Source organism: Aeromonas sp. ANP5, assembly GCF_963870295.1.
In the GTDB taxonomy this organism is placed as follows: domain Bacteria; phylum Pseudomonadota; class Gammaproteobacteria; order Enterobacterales; family Aeromonadaceae; genus Aeromonas; species Aeromonas veronii.
In genome coordinates this window covers 121,585-140,629 of record NZ_CAWMRY010000003.1, presented here as the reverse complement: position 1 = coordinate 140,629, position 19,045 = coordinate 121,585, and the positions used below count along the sequence as shown (strand labels likewise).

The following is a 19,045-nucleotide window of genomic DNA, read 5'->3' as shown; positions in this document are numbered from 1 at the left end:
CAACGTAGGTTTATTAGGGTCACAGGCGCGCTTGCTGGCGACCGTGACGGGCTTCCTGCATGGTTTCCAGGATGCGGTGATAGTTGTGGAAGCGATCGGCGCTGATGGCGCCCGCCTCGACCGCGGCGCGCAGGGCACAGCCGGGATCGTCCTTGTGGGTACAGTCGCGGAACTTGCAGCCACCCAGATAGTCTCGAAACTCAACGAAGCACCAGGTGATGCGGTCGGCCTCCAGATGCCAGAGGGCGAACTCGCGGATCCCGGGGGAGTCGATGAGATCGCCACCGCTTGGGAAGTGGTAGAGCCGCGCCGTGGTGGTGGTGTGCTGGCCGAGCCCCGAGTTCTCGGAGATCTCGCCGGTCAGTACATCCAGCCCCGGCATCAGGGCGTTGGTGAGCGAGGATTTGCCCACCCCGGACTGGCCAACGAAGATGCTGATCTTGTCGGTCAGTGCGGCTTTAAGTTCATCCAGCCCTTCGCTGCTCTCGCAGCTCACCAGCAGCACCTCGTAGCCGAGCTTGCGATAGGTTTCGAGCTGGCTTTCGATGCGCGCTCTGGCGGCATCATCGAGCATATCGACCTTGTTCAGCACAATGAGGGGGCGGATCTCCACATCCTCGGCAGCCACCAGATAGCGGTCGACGATGTTGGTGGAGAACTCGGGCATCACCGCCGAGACGATGATGATCTGGTCGATATTGGCGGCGATGGGTTTGACCCCGTCGTAGAAGTCCGGCCGGGTCAGTACCGAGTGGCGCGGATGCACCGCCTCGATGACGCCCGCTGTCGCGGCATTGAGGCCGGGACGCCACACCACCTTGTCGCCGCACACCAGACTGCTGATGCTGCTGCGCCGCAGGTTGCTGCGGTGGATGGTGCCATCGACCGCTTCCACGTCTGCGTGCTGACCAAAACGACTGATCACCACCCCTTCGATGGCGGGGCCAAACAGGGTGTCATCCACCACTGTGGTGTGATCTTTTTGCAGCCGCCGTTCGCGGTTGGCCTGGACGCGCCTTTGTTGACCCAGATTGAGTTTTGCTTTCTTTGCCACTCGATTCGCCAGTTTATGAACAGATCCAAAGCCAGTATGATACATGCAAATTGGCAAAATTCCGCCATTCCTCCCAATAGAGAGAGCAATCATGACAGTCAGCGCGCAGAACCTGGTATGGATCGACATGGAGATGACGGGTCTCGACCCCGAAGAGAACGTGGTACTGGAGATTGCCACCATAGTCACCGACAAGGATCTGAACGTACTGGCCGAAGGGCCGGTCATCGCCATTCATCAGAGTGATGAAGAGCTGGCCAAGATGGACGACTGGAACGTCAACACCCATACCAAGAGCGGTCTGGTGGCCCGGGTCAAGGCGAGTCAGCACGACGAGGCGAAAGCCATTGCCGAGACCCTCGAGTTCATTCGCCAGTGGGTGCCGGAGCGCACCAGCCCGCTGTGCGGCAACAGCATCGGTCAGGATCGCCGCTTCATGGTCAAGCACATGGCCGAGCTGGAAGCCTTCTTCCACTACCGCAACGTCGACGTCAGCACCATCAAGGAGCTGGTACGCCGCTGGCAGCCGGAACTGCTGGATCAGTTCAAGAAGAGCGGCACCCACCAGGCGCTGGACGATATCCGCGAATCCATCGCCGAGCTGCAGTTCTATCGCAGCCACGTCTTCAAGATCTGATTCCCCGGCAAGGGTTTGTCATGCGCTGGCTGCTAAAATCGACAGTTCGGCCAGCTTTTGAGCGAACGCGCGCAACCAGACAAAAAAGCCCTTGCAATTGGAATGACTGCTCTTATAATTCGGCTCCCGTACAGTAGCGCAAGCAACCAAATGCTGTACGGCCTGTTTTAAGGTAGTTGCGGGAATAGCTCAGTTGGTAGAGCACGACCTTGCCAAGGTCGGGGTCGCGAGTTCGAGTCTCGTTTCCCGCTCCAAAAATCTGATGATAGCACTGGTGCAAACCAGCCCGATGCGGGAATAGCTCAGTTGGTAGAGCACGACCTTGCCAAGGTCGGGGTCGCGAGTTCGAGTCTCGTTTCCCGCTCCAATCATCAGCCAGCCTAAAGACAACCAAATTGTTGCGGGAATAGCTCAGTTGGTAGAGCACGACCTTGCCAAGGTCGGGGTCGCGAGTTCGAGTCTCGTTTCCCGCTCCAAAAAATTTGTAAGTGATATTCCGATGCGGGAATAGCTCAGTTGGTAGAGCACGACCTTGCCAAGGTCGGGGTCGCGAGTTCGAGTCTCGTTTCCCGCTCCAATCACTTGCAGATGACATTCTGTTGCGGGAATAGCTCAGTTGGTAGAGCACGACCTTGCCAAGGTCGGGGTCGCGAGTTCGAGTCTCGTTTCCCGCTCCAAACATTTGTAAGTGACATTCCGTTGCGGGAATAGCTCAGTTGGTAGAGCACGACCTTGCCAAGGTCGGGGTCGCGAGTTCGAGTCTCGTTTCCCGCTCCAATCACTTGTAAATGACATTCTGTTGCGGGAATAGCTCAGTTGGTAGAGCACGACCTTGCCAAGGTCGGGGTCGCGAGTTCGAGTCTCGTTTCCCGCTCCAATCTCTCTTCGAAGTCTTCATAATCCCTCTGAATTGCCCCTCACATCGCACTGCGATGCTTTGTCGTATCTGGCGTTTACTCAGCGTGTCTCCGCCGCCTTCTGCAAACAGGAAGATGGTACGGGTTCATTGTGCGGGTTGTACGAGGGAAAGGTGGTTGGCAGGAAGAATTGCGGGCAAAAAAGAGGAGGGGCCTTGGCTCCTCCTGCATGATTCACTGGCGCGGGCTTAGACCAGAGTAACGTTCTCAGCCTGAGGGCCTTTTTTGCCCTGGGTCACAGTGAACTGGACTTTTTGACCTTCAGCCAGGGTTTTGAAACCGGTGCTCTGGATGGAGGAGAAGTGAACGAATACGTCCGGACCCTGGGATTGTTCAATAAAGCCAAAACCCTTGGTTTCGTTGAACCATTTTACCTGGCCGGTGCGAATGTCAGACATGTGCAAAATCCTATCAATAACAAAATGAAACTAAGCCCTGTGGGGCTGCATTTGCCTTGCAGCAGGGGTTGGCTCATGACTGACCACGTCTCTTTGTCCCAGTAGCACGCAGAACAATCCCTGTCTAAAGCACAATCGATTGTACGTTAGCGCCGATCCTTGTCAATTTGACCCCTGTCGTTTTTTGAACAAGCTAAAAATATTGTGAAGTCAGTAGCTTATTTGAAGAGATTTGACTGAAAAAACGGGAGGCCAGCGCCTCCCGTTTTTGTTATTCCTTGAGGGCGAACCCTTCGCCCTGCCGGTCGTAGCGGTAGACCGCCTGACCGTAGGAGCGGATCTCCACCCGCTGGATGCGTCGGGTGTCGTCCACCAGGATGAAGATAGAGCGGCCCGATTGCAGGCGGGTCAGAGGGCGATCCGGCCCCTCGATGGCGATCAGGCGGCTCAGCTCGGCACCCGGCAACTCGAATTTACGCCAGATGGAGTAGAGGGTCTCACCCGCCTGCACATCGTGTTGCAGCCAGGTGCCGTTGACCTTCTCTTCGACCGGCTTGGCTGCCGCGGGGGTACTGCCTGCCGCGCCACTGCCGACAGTTAGAGCTTGAGCAGGCACGGCCAGCGGCACTTCCAGTGAGCCGGAAGGGGCTGCTTTGGGGGCGGATGGTGCCGGCTCCCAGGCCAGTACCAGCAACCAGAGCGGGATCAGGATCAGCAGACCTATGGTGTTTTTGCGGGGCAGCGGGCTGGACAGCTTGAATTTGCCTGCTTTGGCATCCTGGCGACGTTGGCCGAGGTTGCTCATCCCTTGGCCAAAACGTTGGCGCAGGGACAGGGTCGCGGCATTGATGCGATGGAGCAGGGATCCTTGTGATTCGTCTTGGCGACGCTGCTGGGCTCGTCTGTTATGGCCTCGTGGGCGACGGTCCGGGGTGGGCACGGCATTTACCTCTCACTACATTGCCTGCCATCAGGCAAATTCGTCGCCTATGGTAAACGGACTCGCCCCCGAGGGGGAGAGTCCTGAGGCGGAAAATTATCAGCTGAGACGAAATTGACCCAATAATTGCTGCAATTTGTCGGCCGCCTGACGCAATGCCTGACTGGCTTTGGCCGTTTCGGTCGCATCCTGAGCAATGTCGTTGGCCAGTGCGTTGGTTTTTGACAGGTTGCCGGAGACGGTCTCGGAGACCGAGCTCTGCTCTTCGGCGGCGGAGGCGATCTGATAGGTCATGTCGTTGATGGTGGAGATGGCCTGGTAGATGCTACCGAGCGCCTCTTCCGCCAGATCCGCCTCGCCCACCGCTTGATGGGTCAACTGCTGGCTCTGGGTGATGGCATTGACTGCATTGGTAGAGCTCAGGCGGATCTTCTCGATCAACTCCTGAGTATTCTGCACCGCCTGCTGGGTATTGCCAGCCAGTTTGCGCACCTCGTCGGCCACTACCGCAAAGCCGCGGCCCTGTTCGCCAGCCCGGGCTGCCTCGATGGCGGCGTTGAGGGCCAGCAAGTTGGTTTGATCTGCAATACCCTGAATGACGGTGAGGATGCTGGTGATCTGGGCGCTGTCGTGAGCCAGCCCTTCCACCACTTCTGCCCCTTTTCCGGCTTCTGCTGCGACCTTGTGCATCGACTGGATCACCTGCTGGAAGCGCTCCTTGCCCTGATCCGCCGCGCTTTGCGCCTGTTTGGCCGAGTCGGCGGTATTGTTGGCGTGGGTGGCGACCTCCTGACTGACGTAGGACATCTCCTGTACCGCGGTCAGCATCTGCTCCATCTCCGCCTGATGGTGCTGCAGGTTGTTGTCGGTCTGACCGGCGATGCGATCGGTGTCACCGGCGTAGCGGTTCACCTCGCTGGCAGTCTTGAGCACATCCCCGAGCAGCCCTTGCAGCTTGTCGATAAAGCGGTTGATCCCCTTGGCCAGATCCCCCAGCTCATCCACCGAGCGGGTCGTGAGGCGTTTGGTGAGATCCCCTTCACCATCTGCGATGTCATCCACCAGGCTGACCATCTGACGGATGGGGCCAGTGATGCTGCGGGCAATCACCAGCATGGTGGCCAGCGCCAGCGCCAGTACGATAACGGCGCCTACCAATTGCTGGGTCACCGCGGCCCGGTTCATCTCATTGAGCTGGCTTTCCAGTTGATCGGCGCCCGCCAGAACCACCTTGTAGGGCAGGGTGACGATGATGGCCCAGTTGCGGCTCATTCCCGGAACCGAGATTGGTACAGAAATACGCAGATTGTCGTTGAGCTCTTCACGTTGCTCCTGCTGTTGCAGGTACTGTTTCCAGTTGTTGCCCAACAACTCTTTGGCATGCTTACCCAGCATATTGTCATTGCCGCTGGTACCTGTAATCACACCAGCTGCGCTGACGATCAGGGTCTCCCCCTGGCCATCATAGATGTTGTTGTTGAGGCTCTTGGCCTGCTGGTTAAGGGCAGTAACCTCAAGATCGACGCCGATGATCCCCTTGAAGTCTCCGCCAATAAACAGTGGGGATGAGATGGTACTCAGCATGACTTGCTTGCCATTGACATCAAATACATAGGGATCGATAAGGCATGCACTTTTATGCTGTTGGGGGCAACTGTAATAGTCGTTGGCTGGGTTACCGAAGCTGTCGGTATCTGTTTTGGTAATGGAGTAAAGCAGGTCTGTGCCTATAGTACCCCCGTCACGGTAGTAATAGGGAACAAACCGGCCATTACTGTCACTGCCCAGCTCCTTCTGGCCGACATAATTACTATCTTGCTCGTCCAGTGCGTTGGGCTCAAATCCCGCCAAGACGCCATATATCTGAGGATCTGTGGTCAACGTTTTTTTCATTAGTGCAACAACGTTGGGGCGCGTCAGTGGTAGCTCCTTGGAAATGGCCAGTTGAACCACTCCTGCAAGTTGTTGGTCATATGCCAATGCCTTTTGTAGCAGTTGGGTGATGGTGGCCGCCTCGGCGCGGGCATTGGCGCTGACCTTCTGCCAGGCCTCCTGCTGCAGCGCTTCACGGCTGGAGCTGATGGTGAGTTGTTGAGTCTGCTGACCCGAGTATTGGTTGAGCAGGATCAGGATGACCAAGGCGGTGGTCATGGCGATCCCGGCCATCACTAGAATGCGATTCTGGATAGAACGGAACTGCATCGTCTCTTCCTTTTTAGTAGCGGTGTTATTTGGATATCGACCGAAGCCGACAGTGGTTGTAGCAAATAGGAAATAGAACTTCTGTTTTGCGATCCCCTTCAAATATCAGGCGGCAAGCGCCCCGCCAGTAAATTTAATCCCCTACTTTAGCCCGCAATGGCGTCATGGTTTTCCCATCCGTGATTGTCGGTGCTAAAATGCGACGGTTTTTTCTAACGAATTGGCCCAAGGCCCTCTACACAAGGCTTAAAGATGAAAGTCAAAACCCGTTTTGCTCCCAGCCCGACCGGCTTTTTGCATGTCGGCGGTGCCCGTACCGCACTCTATTCCTGGTTGTTTGCAAAGAACCAGGGCGGTGAGTTCGTGCTGCGTATTGAGGATACCGACCTGGAACGTTCCACTCAGGAGGCGATCGACGCCATCATTGAGGGCATGGAATGGCTGGAGCTGAACTGGGATGAGGGCCCCTACTACCAGACCAAGCGCTTCGATCGCTACAACGGTCTGATCGACGAGATGCTGGCCGATGGCCGCGCCTACAAGTGCTACTGCTCCAAAGAGCGTCTGGAAGCACTGCGCGAAGGCCAGATGGCCAACGGCGAGAAGCCCCGTTATGACGGCAAGTGCCGCGACCACGCCCACGATCACCCGGCCGATGCGCCGCATGTCATTCGTTTCCGCAACCCGACCGAAGGTTCAGTGGTGTTCGATGACCATGTCCGTGGCCGCATCGAGTTCGCCAACACCGAGCTGGACGATCTGATTATCCGCCGTACCGACGGTGCCCCGACCTACAACTTCTGTGTTGTTGTCGATGACTGGGATATGGAGATCACCCACGTGGTGCGTGGCGAAGACCACATCAACAACACCCCGCGCCAGATCAACATCTACAAGGCGCTGAACGCGCCGGTGCCGGAGTTTGCCCACGTCTCCATGATCCTGGGTGATGACGGTGCCAAGCTCTCCAAGCGCCACGGTGCCGTTTCCGTGATGCAGTACCGCGACGACGGCTACCTGCCGGAAGCGCTGCTGAACTATCTGGTACGTCTGGGCTGGTCCCACGGCGATCAGGAGATCTTCAGCCTGGAAGAGATGATCAAGCTGTTCAGCCTGGATGCCATCTCCAAGTCCGCCTCTGCCTTCAACACCGACAAGCTGCTGTGGCTGAACAACCACTACATGCGCAGCCTGGATCCGGCTTATGTTGCCAAGCATCTGGCATGGCACATGGAAAACCAGAAGATCGACACCAGCAATGGCCCGGCGCTGGCCGAGGTAGTTACCCTGCTGGCCGAGCGCTGTAACACCCTGGTCGAGATGGCCGCCCAGAGCCGCTACCTGTTCGAAGAGTACGAGGCCATCGACGAAGCCGCTGCCAAGAAGCACCTGCGCGGCGTGGCTGCCGAGCCGCTGGCTCTGGCCAAGACCAAGCTGGCTGCACTGGATAGCTGGACCACCGAAGCGCTGCACGAGCTGATTGAAGCGACCGCCGCCGAACTGGGTCAGGGTATGGGCAAGGTTGGTATGCCGCTGCGCGTAGCCGTCACCGGTCTGGGCCAATCCCCCGCCATCGATGCCGTGATGGCGCTGGTCGGCAAAGAGCGCGTACTTGCTCGTATCGACCGCGCACTGGCTTACATCGAAGCCCGCATGGCTGCCGAGTAAGTGCTGCCGATATGGCAGGCGAGGGGATAACTCCGCTCTGCCACATACTGAATAGCAAAAATCCGAAACCACAGGTTTCGGATTTTTTTATGGCCAGAGCACAGGCCGAAAATACTTTGGATAAAAAAATGCCAGTCAGCTGACTGGCATTTTTATTGGGACAGAGTGCCGCTTAGTGGCTGTCGACCCAGACGAACTTGAGGACGAACAGCAGGGCTACCACCAGCACGCAGGGGTTGATTTCGCGCCAGCGGCCGGTGCCTGCCTTCATCACGCAGTAGGAGATGAAGCCCACGGCGATCCCCTCGGTGATGGAGAAGCTGAACGGCATCATCACCGCGGTCATAAAGGCCGGTACCGCTTCGGTCAGATCTTCCCACTTCACCCGGGTCAGCTCGGAGCACATCAGCACACCCACATAGATAAGGGCGCCAGCGGCGGCGTAGGCCGGCACCATGGCGGCGACCGGAGAGAAGAAGATCGCCAGCAGGAACAGAAGGCCGACCACGATGGCAGTCAGACCGGTACGGCCGCCGACGGCAACGCCGGAGCTGCTCTCGATAAAGGCGGTGACCGAGGAGGTGCCCATGAAGGCGCCGCCGACGGAACTCACGCTATCCACCATCAGCGCCTGTTTCATGCGCGGGAAGTGGCCCTTGTCATCGGCCAGCTTGGCGCGGTTGGTGACGCCGATCAGGGTGCCGGAGGAGTCGAACAGGTTGACCAGCATAAAGGAGAAGATGATCCCGGCGAGGCTGATATCGAGCGATCCCATCAGATCCAGCTGGCCGAACACCGGTTCGATGCTGGGGGGCATGGAGACAAAGCCCTTGAAGGTGACATCGCCAAACAGCCAGCCCAGACCGGTAGTGACCACGATGGCGATCAGCACGGCGGAGTGGACGCCGCGGGCGGAGAAGATGCAGATCAGGAAGAAACCGAGCAGACCCAGCAGGCAGGGCAGGGAGGTGAGATTGCCCACGGTTACCATAGTCGCGGGGCTGGCCACGACGATCCCGGCGTTGTGCAGGCCGAGCAGGGCGATCAGCAGACCGATACCGGCGGTGATGCCAACCCGCAGGGTGAGCGGAATGTTGCCGATCAGCCAGTAGCGCACCCGCAGCAGGGTGAGGATCAACAGACCCATGGCGCCCCAGAAGATGGTGCCCATGCCCACTTGCCAGGAGTAGCCCATACCTGCAACCACCACGAAGGCGAAGAAGGCATTGAGGCCCATGGCGGGGGCCAGCGCGATCGGCAGGTTGGCCAACAGGCCCATCAGGATGCTGCCGATACCGGCGATGAGGCAGGTGGTGACGAACACGGCCTGGGTGTCCATGCCCGCCGCAGATAGGATCTGCGGGTTGACGAACACGATGTAGACCATGGTCAGGAAGGTGGTGATACCGGCAATCACTTCGGTGCGGGCGGTAGTGCCATGGCCTTGCAGGGCAAACAGGCGCTCAAGCAATCCTTGCCCGGCGGCCTGATTGGCAGCTTGGTGTTGTTGATTCATGTTGGATTCCAATAGGTGACGTGAAATAAGCAGCAGGGGAACGGGCTATCCCATCCATGCGGGGTAAATTGCCCTGTTTCTGGCGGTTAAGTAACCAGACTCGTCCTGATACCGTGACAGCGCGCACATTTTTACACAGGCGGCGCCGTTTACAAACCCCGGATCTGCGAAGCAGATCAATGAATAGAGTAAAAATTCAAACGTTTGCTTTTTGAGCATGAAAAAAAGGTTCTCAGCAGAGAACCTTTTATCGAAAATTGGGGGCTTACAGGGTTTTGAAGTAGCGCTCGACCAGCTGGGCCAGTACCGAGTCGAGCCGGTCTTGCACTTCACCCAGTTCACGGCCGAAGCGGCGCAGAAAGAGGCTGGCCTGCTCTTCGGTCAGCTTGCGCCCCTCGATAAAGAACTCCTGCTCCGGTAGTTGCTTGTCGTAGCGGGGGATCAGCACCCAGCTCACCAGCTCGGGCTCCACGGCGGCAAAAATCTTGGCGGCAGCGGCACAGAAGGTCTCTATGTGCTCCTTGCCATCCGGCCCGAGGCAACCCGGTTCAACCCGGATCTGGATGGTGAGTTTTTTCTCTATAGGGGTCGTCATCGTGCTACATCCATGCAAAGGCATCCGTCTAGGATTGTAAGTCAAAAGGCAAGAGAAAGGGGAGCCGAAGCTCCCCTCAACACGCAGTCAGCCTTATTTGGCGATGCGCTTGTACTTGGCGCGATGGGGCTGGATCGCCTCGGCGCCGTAGGTCTTCTTCTTCCACTCTTCGTATTCGGTAAAGTTACCTTCGAAGAACTCGATCTTGCCCTCATCCTGATAGTCCAGGATGTGAGTGGCGATACGGTCGAGGAACCAGCGGTCGTGGGAGATGACCATGGCACAACCCGGGAACTCCAGCAGGGCGTTCTCGAGGGCGCGCAGGGTTTCGATATCCAGATCGTTGGTCGGCTCATCCAGCAGCAGCACGTTGCCGCCGGTCTGCAGCAGCTTGGCCAGATGCAGACGACCGCGCTCACCACCGGAGAGTTCGCCAACCCGCTTCTGCTGGTCGGAACCCTTGAAGTTGAAGCGGCCGATGTAGGCGCGGCTCGGGAACTCGTAGTTGCCGATGCGCAGGATATCTTGACCGTCAGCGACCTCTTCGAAGACCGTCTTCTTGTCATCCATGCTGTCGCGGAACTGATCGACAGAGGCCAGCACCACGGTTTCACCCAGCGTGATGGCGCCGGAATCCGGCTGCTCCTGACCCGACATCATGCGGAACAGGGTCGACTTACCGGCACCGTTCGGGCCGATGATGCCGACGATGGCACCCTTCGGAATGGCAAACGACAGATCGTCGATCAGCACCCGATCACCGTAGGATTTGCGCAGGTTGGCCACTTCCACCACCTTGTCGCCGAGGCGCGGTCCGGGCGGAATGAACAGCTCGTTGGTCTCGTTGCGCTTCTGGTAGTCGTTGGTGTTGAGCTCTTCGAAGCGAGCCATACGGGCCTTGGACTTGGCCTGACGCCCTTTCGGGTTTTGACGAACCCACTCCAGCTCTTTTTCGATGGACTTGCGACGGGCCGCTTCGGAACTGGCTTCCTGCGCCAGACGGGCGTCCTTCTGCTCCAGCCAAGAAGAGTAGTTGCCTTCCCAGGGGATACCTTCGCCGCGGTCCAGCTCCAGGATCCAGCCCGCCACGTTGTCGAGGAAGTAACGGTCGTGGGTGATCGCCACTACAGTGCCTTCGTAGTCGTGCAGGAAGCGCTCCAGCCAGGCCACGGATTCCGCATCCAGGTGGTTGGTCGGTTCGTCCAGCAGCAGCATGTCAGGCTTTTCCAGCAGCAGACGGCACAGTGCCACACGGCGGCGCTCACCACCGGAGAGGTGCTTGATCTTGGCATCCCAGGCCGGCAAGCGCAGGGCATCGGCCGCACGCTCCAGCTGGTTTTCCATGTTGTGACCGCCCTGGGCCTGGATAATGGCCTCCAGCTCGCCCTGTTCGCGGGCCAGCTTGTCAAAGTCGGCATCCGGGTCGGCGTAGGCCGCATAGACCTCGTCCAGGCGAGCCATGGCGCGCTTCACCTCGCCAACGGCCTCTTCGACCGCTTCGCGTACGGTCTGCTCCGGCTCCAGCTTCGGCTCCTGCGGCAGGTAGCCGATCTTGATGCCGGGCTGTGGACGGGCTTCCCCTTCGATCTCGGTGTCGATACCCGCCATGATGCGAAGCAGGGTCGATTTACCGGCGCCGTTCAGACCCAGCACGCCGATCTTGGCGCCCGGGAAGAAGCTCAAGGAGATGTTCTTGAGAATATGACGCTTGGGCGGCACTACCTTGCCGACCCGGTTCATGGTGTAAATAAATTGAGCCATTGGCTAATTCTCTTCCTTTTCAGCAGGTTAATGTCTTGGCATTAACAGACTGATGTCGTGGTGGGGCCAGGTCGACACAGGTCAACCGGGTTCCAAAAAACCCGTCGATTGTAAACCAACGGACGAGGGGGGGCAAAGGTGGCACCCGGCTATGTCCCCCCTTTGCCGCAGCGGTCACGCCTTGCTGCATCAGTCGTGCAATTTGGGCATGATGTGGGCTGCCGTTTTGTCCCGGAGCCCTCATGAACCCATCTCCTCAAGCCCCCTCACTGGCCGCCTTTCTCTGCACAATGGGATTGGACGCCGCGCTGAGCGAAGCCATCAGCCTGCGCTTGCCACGGCAGACACTGCGCGCCGGTCAGGCACTGTTGGCGCAAGGGGCAGAGCAGGAAGCTGCCTTCTATATCGAAGCGGGCATCGCCCGTGCCTGCCACTACACCCGGGACGGACAGGAGCGCTGTAAGGAGTTCTACTTCGAAGGGGAGCTCTGCCTGCTCTATGACAGCTGGCTCACGGGGGCGCCCGCCCGCTACCAGCTGGAGGCGCTGACGGAGTTGCAGGTGGTGCGGGTGCCGCTTGCCCTGCTGGATGAGCCCGTTTGGCAGCCGGTCTGCATGGCCTTGTTGCGCCAGCAGCTGGGTTACAAGGAGCGCAAGGAGGCGTTTTTGCTGCTCCACTCCCCCGAGGAACGTTATCGGGAGCTCTGCCACACCTTCCCCCACTGGCCGATGCGGCTCACTCAGGTGCAGCTCGCCAACTATATCGGTATCAGTCCGGTCACCCTGTCACGGATCCGCAGGCGCATTAACACGGGTTAATGCCGCTCTCCGACCATCCCCTCAAGCTGCGCCATCCAAATGACGGATGAGGTGTGGATGATGTCGCTGTTTCTGTGGTCGCAGCTGGTGGTGAGCCTGGCCTTGTTGCTCGATCTGTTGTCGTTTCAATTGCGGGATCGCCGTAGGATCCTGGCCTGTCTGGCCCTCTCCTGCGCCCTCAATGCCGGTCACTTTGCCCTGCTCGGACAGTGGTCTGCCGCCAGCCTGTTGCTGCTGGCCAGCATGCGCTTTCTGGTGAGCATCTGGCTGGTTCGCCGCATCTTGATGTGGTTTTTCATGGGGTTGGCCTGTGCAGCAGCGCTGGCGACCTATCAGGGCCTGCTCTCATGGATCGGGCTGCTGGCGAGCCTGCTGCAAACCCGGGCCGCGTTTTGCCCCGACGATCGCCAACTGCGGCGCTGGATGCTGCTCGGTACCCTCTGCTGGCTGGGTAACAACCTGCTGGTGGGCTCTCCGGTCGCCGTGCTGATGGAGGGGCTGTTTCTGGTCAGCAATCTGGTGGGTTACTACCGCCACTATGGCTTCGATTATTGGGGGCGTGGCCGCCACAGTGGTCGCAGAAAGGGGCGTGTGCCGCCTTCCGGTCGGGCGAGCTCCTGATTTTCCCGCTCAGGGCTGTTTGTGGCCAGCGAAGTAGAGCACCCGTTTCACATACTCCTGCGTCTCGTCATAGGGTGGGATCCCGCCATAGCGTTCCACCGCTTTTTCCCCGGCATTGTAGGCTGCCGAGATCAGTACCCAGTCGCCATCGAAGCGGCGATCCAGCCATTTGAGATAACTGACGCCACCCTTGATGTTCTGGGCTGGATCGAATGGCCGGGTTACCCCGAACCGTTGCTGGGTTTCGGGGATCAGCTGCATCAGCCCTTGGGCATTCTTGGGGGAAACGGCACGGCTGTTGAGATTGGATTCGGCGATGGCAATCGCTAGTACCAGCCGGGCATCCACCTTATGGTGTTTGGCGGCGTGACGCAGCATGGTGACCAGCTTCTGTTTGCCCGGTGACTGGCGTGCCAGATATGCCTCGACATTGAACGGTGTGCTGGGCAAGGCGGAATAACTCCCTTGTCCGCCGCGCATGCCGACACCGCACTGATCACCCATGGGAGCATTGCCGATGCGGGCGTTGTAGTAGCGGGCAGCCTGTCGGTTACCAAGGCGCATTGCCATGGCGAGGTAGCTGTTGGCCAGCTTTGCGCTGCGTACCGAGGCGGGGCCGGTGGCGAGCAGGCGGCCGATCCGGAAATATCCTTCGGGATTGCCGGTGCTGGCGGCGACACAGTAAAGGGCGATGGCCTTTTGCAGATTGCCGTGTTGCTGGGCCACTTGACCCTGCTTGATCGCCGTCAGCGCCTTGGGGGCCTGTCTGAAATCCCTGCCTTGTGCCATCGCCCGCGGCGTACCTGCCAGTAACAACGACAAAAAAAGCAGCAAAAACAGTCCGTTTTCGCTGATGTGCCTCATGGGTTATCTCCTGTTTGAGTACAGAAGATGTAGAGGAACATGGCTGCTATCGCCACGAACCCAGTGGATCCTGTTGTTATAGAGTGGAGATTTCAGAGAGCAAAACGGTATGGAACTTATAGGCTAGCCAATTGTGCCCTCAATCTAAAAATAGATTGCAAGGGACGTATTATTGGTCAGGCTGAGCTCCATCAGCTCCATCAGCTCCATCAGCTCCATCAGCTCCATCAGCTCCATCAGCTCCATCAGCTCCATCAGCTCCATCAGCTCCATCAGCTCCATCAGCTCCATCAGCTCCATCAGCTCCATCAGCTCCATCACCGCCGTTGCCGCCGTTACCACCGTTACCACCGTTACCACCGTTGCCGCCGTTGCCGCCGTTACCACCGTTGCCGCCGTTGCCGCCGTTGCCGCCGTTGCCGCCGTTACCACCGTTACCACCGTTACCACCGTTGCTACCCAGTACGGAGACTGGTTGGTTGTTACTAAGTGTTGAGCAGTTATCCCCTGTTGGGCATGGGGATTGCGCCCACAGCGAAGCACTTTGCAGGCAAGCAAGTAGTATCAGGCTCGAATAAAGTGGGGGAGTTGAGTTCATGATATCGACCTTGTTAGATGAAGAAGCGTTGGCATAAGGATTTCTTAACAAACTCAGACATCCAAGTGGTAGGTAGATTCGTCTGGTTGGGCAGCTGGTAACTGGCGATATATCAGACCAATTTCGCTGACAACCCAGAGCGAAAGCAGGGCCAGCAGGCTGAGCAGGGGAAGCAGAGAGTGGCTCTGGGTCAGGGCATAGGCCGCAATGGCGGCACCGGTCAAAAGCAGGGTTCGGATCATGAGGTGGCTCCTTGTCGTCATGGGGGTGTTGCGTGGCCACGGACAGAGCGCCTGGGGTCGGGAGTTGTTCCCGGGTGGCACGAAGCGCGCTGAGTATATCGCGTCATGCCGCTGCCGATCCGTGGTGTCATCACACTTTCCGTAGTCATGGGTTTCGTATCGAGTTGGGCCCCGCCAGATGCGGGGCCAGTAATGGTTTGACGGTCAGAAGAAACCGCCGTTGTTATCGTCACTGTCGGCCCAGCCGCTACTCTGGCTATCGTCGTCGAGAAAATTGCTGCCAGCATCGGGAGGTGAATCCCAGCCGTCCCAGCGCACCGGTTCCGCATCGACCGGATTGGCGATCGGCGCTGGCTCTATGATGTCGATGATCTCCTCGGGCCGGTTGCTGTGAAACAGTCCGCCGATCATATCGGCCAGCATCACGCCACCGGCCACACCCGCGGCGGTTTGCAGGGCGCCGCCCAAAAAGGAGCTGGCACGGGATGCTGGCTGGGCAGGAGCGGATGCCGGTGGCGGCGTAAAGCGCGGAGGAGGGCTGCTTTCGCTACCAAACAGGCCGGAGAGAAAACTGCCACCATTTGGGGCGCTCTGGCTGGCTTCCAGCTCCTTGACCCGCTCGTTGAGGCGAGTAAGGGCAGCCTGCTGAATTAGCAGCGCCTGGGCCATGTAGTAGGGTGCATCGGGCTGCTCTGCCAGATGCTGGCGGATCAGCTGATCCGCTTGTTGGTCTCGCTTGCTATCCCTGGCTTGCGCTTGCTTGAGGCGGTCGAACAGTCCATCGATCAGACCCTGTTCCTGTTGTTGCATCTCAAATCCTCGCTATGGTGCGCAGACAGTGCGTTCAGCCATCCTAAAACCCGCGGGGCATCAGTGGTATCTGATTAACTCATCAATGACCGAGGGGCTACCCACGCTCGTCAGCGGGCTGGTAGTAGTCGAAATACCAGCGGACAAATTCGGCAACACCTTGCTTGAGGGGCGTAGCGGGGCGCAGGCCGGTGAGGGTGTGCAGCGGTTCGCTGTCGGCCCAGGTAGCGTGCATGTCACCTGCCTGCATCGGCAGCATCCGCTTGATGGCGGGTTTGCCGATGGCCTCTTCCAGCGCCTCGATAAAGTCGAGCAGCCGCACCGGCTGGCCGTTGCCGATATTGAGGATGCGGTAGGGGGCCGAGCTCTCGGCCGCGCTCTGCTCGCTGGCGCGCCAATCGGAATTGGGGCGGGGCGGCTGATCGGCGACGGCGAGGATCCCCGCGACGATATCGTCTATGTAGGTGAAGTCGCGGCTGAGATCGCCGTTGTTATACACGTCGATGGGCTCGCCCGCGAGGATGGCACGAGTGAACTTGATGATGGCCATGTCGGGGCGGCCCCAGGGGCCGTAGACGGTAAAGAAGCGCAGCCCTGTGGTGGGCAGGCCATAGAGCGCCGAGTAGGCGTGGGCCATCAGCTCGCCACTCTTCTTGGTGGCGGCGTAGAGGGAGACCGGGTGATCCACCTGCTGCGCGGTGGAGTAGGGCATCTGATCCCCCATGCCATAGACCGAGCTGGAGGAGGCGTAGATGAGGTGCTGAATCCCGTGGTGACGACACCCCTCCAGCACCGTCAGCATGCCGGTAAGGTTACTGTCGGCATAGGCGAACGGATTGTCGATGGAGTAACGCACCCCCGCCTGCGCGCCCAGATGGATCACCCGCTCGAAACGGTGGCTGGCAAACAGGGTCGCCATGGCTTCACGATCCGCCAGATCCAGCCGCTCGAAGTGAAAATTGGTGAAACTGGCCAGCTGGGCCAGCCGCGCCTCTTTCAGACTCACCTCGTAGTAGTCGTTGAGGTTGTCGATCCCCACCACCTGATGACCTGCGGCGCACAGTTGGCTGGCCACATGAAAGCCGATAAAACCGGCGACGCCGGTGACCAGATAGATCATGGTTGAGTCTCCGGGTTGCAACTGGTGTTGGCAGGCTGTTTTTTGGCGGGAAGATGTGGTCGCCCGATGGCGTGATAGTCAAACCCGAGTTCGCTGAGCTGGCGCGGGTCATAGAGGTTGCGGCCATCGATGATGACAGGCTGATTGAGCAGGGCTTTCAGCTGCTGGAAATCGGGGGCGCGAAACGCCTGCCACTCGGTGCAGATCAGCAGGGCATCGGCCCCTTCCAGTGCCGCTTCCTGAGTGGGGCAGAGCAGCAGATCCGGCCGCTGGCCGTAGATCTGGCGGGCACGCCCCATTGCCTTGGGATCAAAGGCCTGCACCCTGCCACCGGCAGCCCAGATGGCGGCCAGCAGCGGGCGGCTCGGCGCATCGCGCATGTCGTCGGTGCCGGGTTTGAACGCCAGCCCCCACAGGGCGAAGGTGCGGCCGCGCAGATCCGGCCCGAAGCAGGTCCGCAGGGTTTGCGCCATCTTCTGTTGCTGGCGCTGGTTGACCTGCTCGACCGCCGCTAAAAGCGGGGCGTCGCAGCCGACACTCGCCGCGGTATGGCGCAACGACTTGATATCTTTGGGGAAGCAGGAGCCGCCGTAGCCGCAGCCCGGGTAGATAAAGTGGTAACCGATGCGGGGATCGGCCCCCATCCCCTGGCGCACCGCCTCGATATCGGCCCCCAGTTGCTCGGCGAGGGCCGCCATCTCGTTCATAAAGGAGATCTTGGTGGCCAGCATGGCGTTGGCGGCGTATTTGGTGAGCTCGGCGCTGCGCAGATCCATCACTACGATCCGGTCGTGATTGCGGTTGAAGGGGGCGTAGAGGGCGCGCAACTGCTCAAGTGCCCGCTCACTGTCACAGCCGATGATGATGCGATCCGGCCGCATGCAGTCGTTGACCGCCGCTCCCTCCTTCAGAAACTCGGGATTGGCCGCCACATCGCAGGTGAAGGCCAGCCCACGCACGGCCAACTGCTGCTCAATGTGTTCTCTTACTTGCTGCGCCGTGCCGACCGGCACAGTGCTTTTGGTCACCACCAGCTTGGGGCTGCTCATCAGTCGGCCTATGGTGTCGGCCACCGCCAGCACATGTTGCAGATCGGCCGAGCCATCCTCGTCAGCCGGGGTACCCACGGCGATCAGCAGCAGGTCGGCGTGTGCCACGCCAATGGCGGGATCGACCGTGAAGCTCAAGCGGCCGCTGGCAAGATGGCTCTCGACCAGCGGGGCCAGCCCCGGCTCATAGAAGGGGATCTGCCCCAGCCTGAGGGCGGCGATCCGCTCATCATCCACATCCACGCAGCAGACCTGATGGCCCACCTCGGCCAGAACGGCGGCCTGCACCAGCCCGACATAGCCTGTGCCAAAAATGGTGACCTTCATGAAAAGTGCCTCGTGCTGTGAATGGGGGGATGGCGCGCTTAAACCGCGGCATGCTGCATCTTGGTGCAGCGAGTGTCAATGCCAGATGACAGGCACCAGAATGGGGCGTTCAGCCTGACTGTTGTGATCCTTTTCACAAAAAATAGACTGGACCCCATAACGAAGCCCTGTGGACAGGGCTCGCAGCCCGCCCGCAACGGCAGGCGACAGACACTCTCTCTTTACTTCGCTTGGATACAGGTTATGGACAACACCTCGATTCGCACTGCTCATCCTATTTATGAGGATGTGCTGGCCCTGCTGACGGCGGCCGGCTTTGTTTCCCTCGGCATCTTTCTGTTTCATCAGGTTGGTCTGCTCACTGGCGGGACTGCCGGGCTGGCGCTGTTGCTGCAAAAGGTGACCGGTATCAGCTTCGGCCTGCTGTTTTTCGGCATCAACCTGCCCTTCTATGCGCTGGCATGGCTGCGGATGGGGCCACGTTTTACCTTCAACACCTTTGTCTCGGTGGCGGCGGTCTCCTACATGACCGATCACCTCAACGGGGTGCTGCAGATCGGCAAGATAGAGCCCCTCTATGCAGCGCTGATCGGCGGCACCCTGATTGGTATGGGGCTGCTCATCATGTTTCGCCACAAGTCGAGTCTGGGGGGCTTCAACATACTGGCGCTCTTTATTCAGGATCGCTTTGGCATCCGGGCGGGCAAGCTGCAGATGGGGCTCGATTGCGCCATTGTTGTTGCCTCGTTTTTCGTGGTGCAGCCCTGGATCCTGGCGCTCTCCATCGTGGCGGCGATTATCTGTAATCTGGTGTTGACACTCAACCACAAGCCGGGCCGCTACCAGATTGCCTGACGAGCGGCAGCCGTGGCTCGATAAGACAAGAGTGACCCGATAGCACGAGGCGG

At 59.2% G+C, this 19,045-nt stretch carries 18 protein-coding genes and 7 tRNA genes; 12 read left to right on the top strand and 13 right to left on the bottom strand.

Features of this window, described 5'->3' with window-relative positions:
* Positions 1-19: 19 nt before the first annotated feature.
* Positions 20-1,054, bottom strand: coding sequence for a small ribosomal subunit biogenesis GTPase RsgA (gene rsgA / locus AACT07_RS03110; protein ID WP_069526553.1), 1,035 nt, complete (start codon positions 1,052-1,054; stop codon positions 20-22).
* Positions 1,055-1,145: 91 nt separating this feature from the next.
* Between rsgA and orn the strand changes: the two genes are divergently transcribed.
* From orn to AACT07_RS03070, 8 genes are all read left to right on the top strand, one after another.
* Positions 1,146-1,691 carry an oligoribonuclease gene (gene orn / locus AACT07_RS03105; RefSeq protein WP_042080584.1) on the top strand — a complete coding sequence of 182 codons (546 nt, stop codon included), beginning with the start codon at positions 1,146-1,148 and terminating at the stop codon, positions 1,689-1,691.
* A gap of 178 nt (positions 1,692-1,869) precedes the next feature.
* Positions 1,870-1,945: transfer RNA gene (locus AACT07_RS03100), tRNA-Gly, on the top strand.
* 37 nt (positions 1,946-1,982) lie between these two features.
* A tRNA-Gly gene (locus tag AACT07_RS03095) sits at positions 1,983-2,058 on the top strand.
* 33 nt (positions 2,059-2,091) lie between these two features.
* Positions 2,092-2,167 (top strand) — tRNA-Gly (locus tag AACT07_RS03090).
* A 25-nt stretch (positions 2,168-2,192) separates the two neighbouring features.
* Positions 2,193-2,268: transfer RNA gene (locus AACT07_RS03085), tRNA-Gly, on the top strand.
* Positions 2,269-2,292: 24 nt separating this feature from the next.
* Positions 2,293-2,368, top strand: a tRNA-Gly gene (locus tag AACT07_RS03080).
* A 24-nt stretch (positions 2,369-2,392) separates the two neighbouring features.
* A tRNA-Gly gene (locus AACT07_RS03075) sits at positions 2,393-2,468 on the top strand.
* Positions 2,469-2,492: 24 nt separating this feature from the next.
* Positions 2,493-2,568: transfer RNA gene (locus tag AACT07_RS03070), tRNA-Gly, on the top strand.
* Positions 2,569-2,796: 228 nt separating this feature from the next.
* Here the strand turns inward: AACT07_RS03070 and AACT07_RS03065 are convergent.
* The 3 genes from AACT07_RS03065 to AACT07_RS03055 form a co-directional block, all read right to left on the bottom strand.
* Complete coding sequence (locus tag AACT07_RS03065) at positions 2,797-3,006, bottom strand: cold-shock protein (protein ID WP_005338972.1); 210 nt, start codon at positions 3,004-3,006, stop codon at positions 2,797-2,799.
* 271 nt (positions 3,007-3,277) lie between these two features.
* Positions 3,278-3,946, bottom strand: coding sequence for a LysM-like peptidoglycan-binding domain-containing protein (locus AACT07_RS03060; RefSeq protein ID WP_042080585.1), 669 nt, complete (start codon positions 3,944-3,946; stop codon positions 3,278-3,280).
* A 99-nt stretch (positions 3,947-4,045) separates the two neighbouring features.
* Entirely contained in the window at positions 4,046-6,148 is a 2,103-nt protein-coding gene (locus AACT07_RS03055; RefSeq protein ID WP_069526552.1) for a methyl-accepting chemotaxis protein, read from the bottom strand.
* A 252-nt stretch (positions 6,149-6,400) separates the two neighbouring features.
* Between AACT07_RS03055 and gltX the strand changes: the two genes are divergently transcribed.
* The gene (gltX, locus tag AACT07_RS03050) at positions 6,401-7,816 is read left to right on the top strand and encodes a glutamate--tRNA ligase (RefSeq protein WP_069526551.1); all 1,416 of its coding nucleotides are present in this window, start codon (positions 6,401-6,403) and stop codon (positions 7,814-7,816) included.
* Positions 7,817-7,988: 172 nt separating this feature from the next.
* Here the strand turns inward: gltX and AACT07_RS03045 are convergent, their stop codons facing one another.
* The 3 genes from AACT07_RS03045 to ettA all read right to left on the bottom strand — a co-directional run bounded on the left by AACT07_RS03045 (position 7,989) and on the right by ettA (position 11,688).
* On the bottom strand, positions 7,989-9,332 hold the full coding sequence (locus tag AACT07_RS03045; protein ID WP_005343409.1) for an NCS2 family permease: 1,344 nt from the start codon (positions 9,330-9,332) through the stop codon (positions 7,989-7,991).
* Between the two features lie 265 nt (positions 9,333-9,597).
* On the bottom strand, positions 9,598-9,927 hold the full coding sequence (locus tag AACT07_RS03040; protein WP_005343410.1) for a hypothetical protein: 330 nt from the start codon (positions 9,925-9,927) through the stop codon (positions 9,598-9,600).
* A 93-nt stretch (positions 9,928-10,020) separates the two neighbouring features.
* Positions 10,021-11,688: an energy-dependent translational throttle protein EttA gene (gene ettA, locus AACT07_RS03035; protein WP_005338959.1), complete on the bottom strand. Its 1,668-nt coding sequence runs from the start codon at positions 11,686-11,688 to the stop codon at positions 10,021-10,023.
* Positions 11,689-11,930: 242 nt separating this feature from the next.
* Between ettA and AACT07_RS03030 the strand changes: the two genes are divergently transcribed.
* Together AACT07_RS03030 and AACT07_RS03025 are read left to right on the top strand one after the other, a co-directional pair.
* Complete coding sequence (locus tag AACT07_RS03030) at positions 11,931-12,506, top strand: Crp/Fnr family transcriptional regulator (protein ID WP_069526550.1); 576 nt, start codon at positions 11,931-11,933, stop codon at positions 12,504-12,506.
* Positions 12,507-12,563: 57 nt separating this feature from the next.
* A complete protein-coding gene (locus AACT07_RS03025; RefSeq protein ID WP_069526549.1) occupies positions 12,564-13,127 on the top strand; it encodes a YgjV family protein in 564 nt (187 codons plus the stop codon).
* A gap of 9 nt (positions 13,128-13,136) precedes the next feature.
* Here the strand turns inward: AACT07_RS03025 and AACT07_RS03020 are convergent, their stop codons facing one another.
* The 6 genes from AACT07_RS03020 to AACT07_RS02995 form a co-directional block, all read right to left on the bottom strand.
* The gene (locus tag AACT07_RS03020; RefSeq protein WP_069526548.1) at positions 13,137-13,991 is read right to left on the bottom strand and encodes a lytic transglycosylase domain-containing protein; all 855 of its coding nucleotides are present in this window, start codon (positions 13,989-13,991) and stop codon (positions 13,137-13,139) included.
* Between the two features lie 144 nt (positions 13,992-14,135).
* A complete protein-coding gene (locus AACT07_RS03015) occupies positions 14,136-14,432 on the bottom strand; it encodes a hypothetical protein (protein ID WP_171903439.1) in 297 nt (98 codons plus the stop codon).
* 210 nt (positions 14,433-14,642) lie between these two features.
* Positions 14,643-14,831 (bottom strand): hypothetical protein, encoded by a 189-nt coding sequence (locus tag AACT07_RS03010; protein WP_040068682.1) that lies wholly within the window; start codon positions 14,829-14,831, stop codon positions 14,643-14,645.
* Positions 14,832-15,035: 204 nt separating this feature from the next.
* Positions 15,036-15,641 (bottom strand): DUF2076 domain-containing protein, encoded by a 606-nt coding sequence (locus AACT07_RS03005; protein WP_069526547.1) that lies wholly within the window; start codon positions 15,639-15,641, stop codon positions 15,036-15,038.
* Positions 15,642-15,738: 97 nt separating this feature from the next.
* Positions 15,739-16,761, bottom strand: coding sequence for an NAD-dependent epimerase (locus AACT07_RS03000; RefSeq protein WP_069526546.1), 1,023 nt, complete (start codon positions 16,759-16,761; stop codon positions 15,739-15,741).
* Positions 16,758-18,137, bottom strand: a complete 1,380-nt coding sequence (locus AACT07_RS02995; RefSeq protein ID WP_069526545.1) for a UDP-glucose dehydrogenase family protein — start codon at positions 18,135-18,137, stop codon at positions 16,758-16,760. Before AACT07_RS02995 ends, AACT07_RS03000 begins: the two co-directional genes overlap by 4 nt.
* Positions 18,138-18,380: 243 nt before the next feature.
* Here AACT07_RS02995 and AACT07_RS02990 point away from each other — a divergent pair, with 243 nt between their 5' ends.
* A complete protein-coding gene (locus AACT07_RS02990) occupies positions 18,381-18,992 on the top strand; it encodes a YitT family protein (protein ID WP_069526544.1) in 612 nt (203 codons plus the stop codon).
* The last annotated feature ends 53 nt before the right edge of the window (positions 18,993-19,045 follow it).

What these genes read in the sequence shown, in the direction of transcription:
- AACT07_RS02995 (WP_069526545.1), bottom strand. Translation starts at nt 18,137, where the DNA reads ATGAAGGTCACCATTTTTGGCACAGGCTATGTCGGGCTGGTGCAGGCC.
- orn (WP_042080584.1), top strand. Translation starts at nt 1,146, where the DNA reads ATGACAGTCAGCGCGCAGAACCTGGTATGGATCGACATGGAGATGACG.
- ettA (WP_005338959.1), bottom strand. Translation starts at nt 11,688, where the DNA reads ATGGCTCAATTTATTTACACCATGAACCGGGTCGGCAAGGTAGTGCCG.
- AACT07_RS03030 (WP_069526550.1), top strand. Translation starts at nt 11,931, where the DNA reads ATGAACCCATCTCCTCAAGCCCCCTCACTGGCCGCCTTTCTCTGCACA.
- AACT07_RS03055 (WP_069526552.1), bottom strand. Translation starts at nt 6,148, where the DNA reads ATGCAGTTCCGTTCTATCCAGAATCGCATTCTAGTGATGGCCGGGATC.
- gltX (WP_069526551.1), top strand. Translation starts at nt 6,401, where the DNA reads ATGAAAGTCAAAACCCGTTTTGCTCCCAGCCCGACCGGCTTTTTGCAT.
- AACT07_RS03000 (WP_069526546.1), bottom strand. Translation starts at nt 16,761, where the DNA reads ATGATCTATCTGGTCACCGGCGTCGCCGGTTTTATCGGCTTTCATGTG.
- AACT07_RS03045 (WP_005343409.1), bottom strand. Translation starts at nt 9,332, where the DNA reads ATGAATCAACAACACCAAGCTGCCAATCAGGCCGCCGGGCAAGGATTG.
- AACT07_RS03065 (WP_005338972.1), bottom strand. Translation starts at nt 3,006, where the DNA reads ATGTCTGACATTCGCACCGGCCAGGTAAAATGGTTCAACGAAACCAAG.
- AACT07_RS03005 (WP_069526547.1), bottom strand. Translation starts at nt 15,641, where the DNA reads ATGCAACAACAGGAACAGGGTCTGATCGATGGACTGTTCGACCGCCTC.
- AACT07_RS03040 (WP_005343410.1), bottom strand. Translation starts at nt 9,927, where the DNA reads ATGACGACCCCTATAGAGAAAAAACTCACCATCCAGATCCGGGTTGAA.
- AACT07_RS03010 (WP_040068682.1), bottom strand. Translation starts at nt 14,831, where the DNA reads ATGATCCGAACCCTGCTTTTGACCGGTGCCGCCATTGCGGCCTATGCC.
- AACT07_RS03020 (WP_069526548.1), bottom strand. Translation starts at nt 13,991, where the DNA reads ATGAGGCACATCAGCGAAAACGGACTGTTTTTGCTGCTTTTTTTGTCG.
- AACT07_RS03025 (WP_069526549.1), top strand. Translation starts at nt 12,564, where the DNA reads ATGATGTCGCTGTTTCTGTGGTCGCAGCTGGTGGTGAGCCTGGCCTTG.
- AACT07_RS02990 (WP_069526544.1), top strand. Translation starts at nt 18,381, where the DNA reads ATGGACAACACCTCGATTCGCACTGCTCATCCTATTTATGAGGATGTG.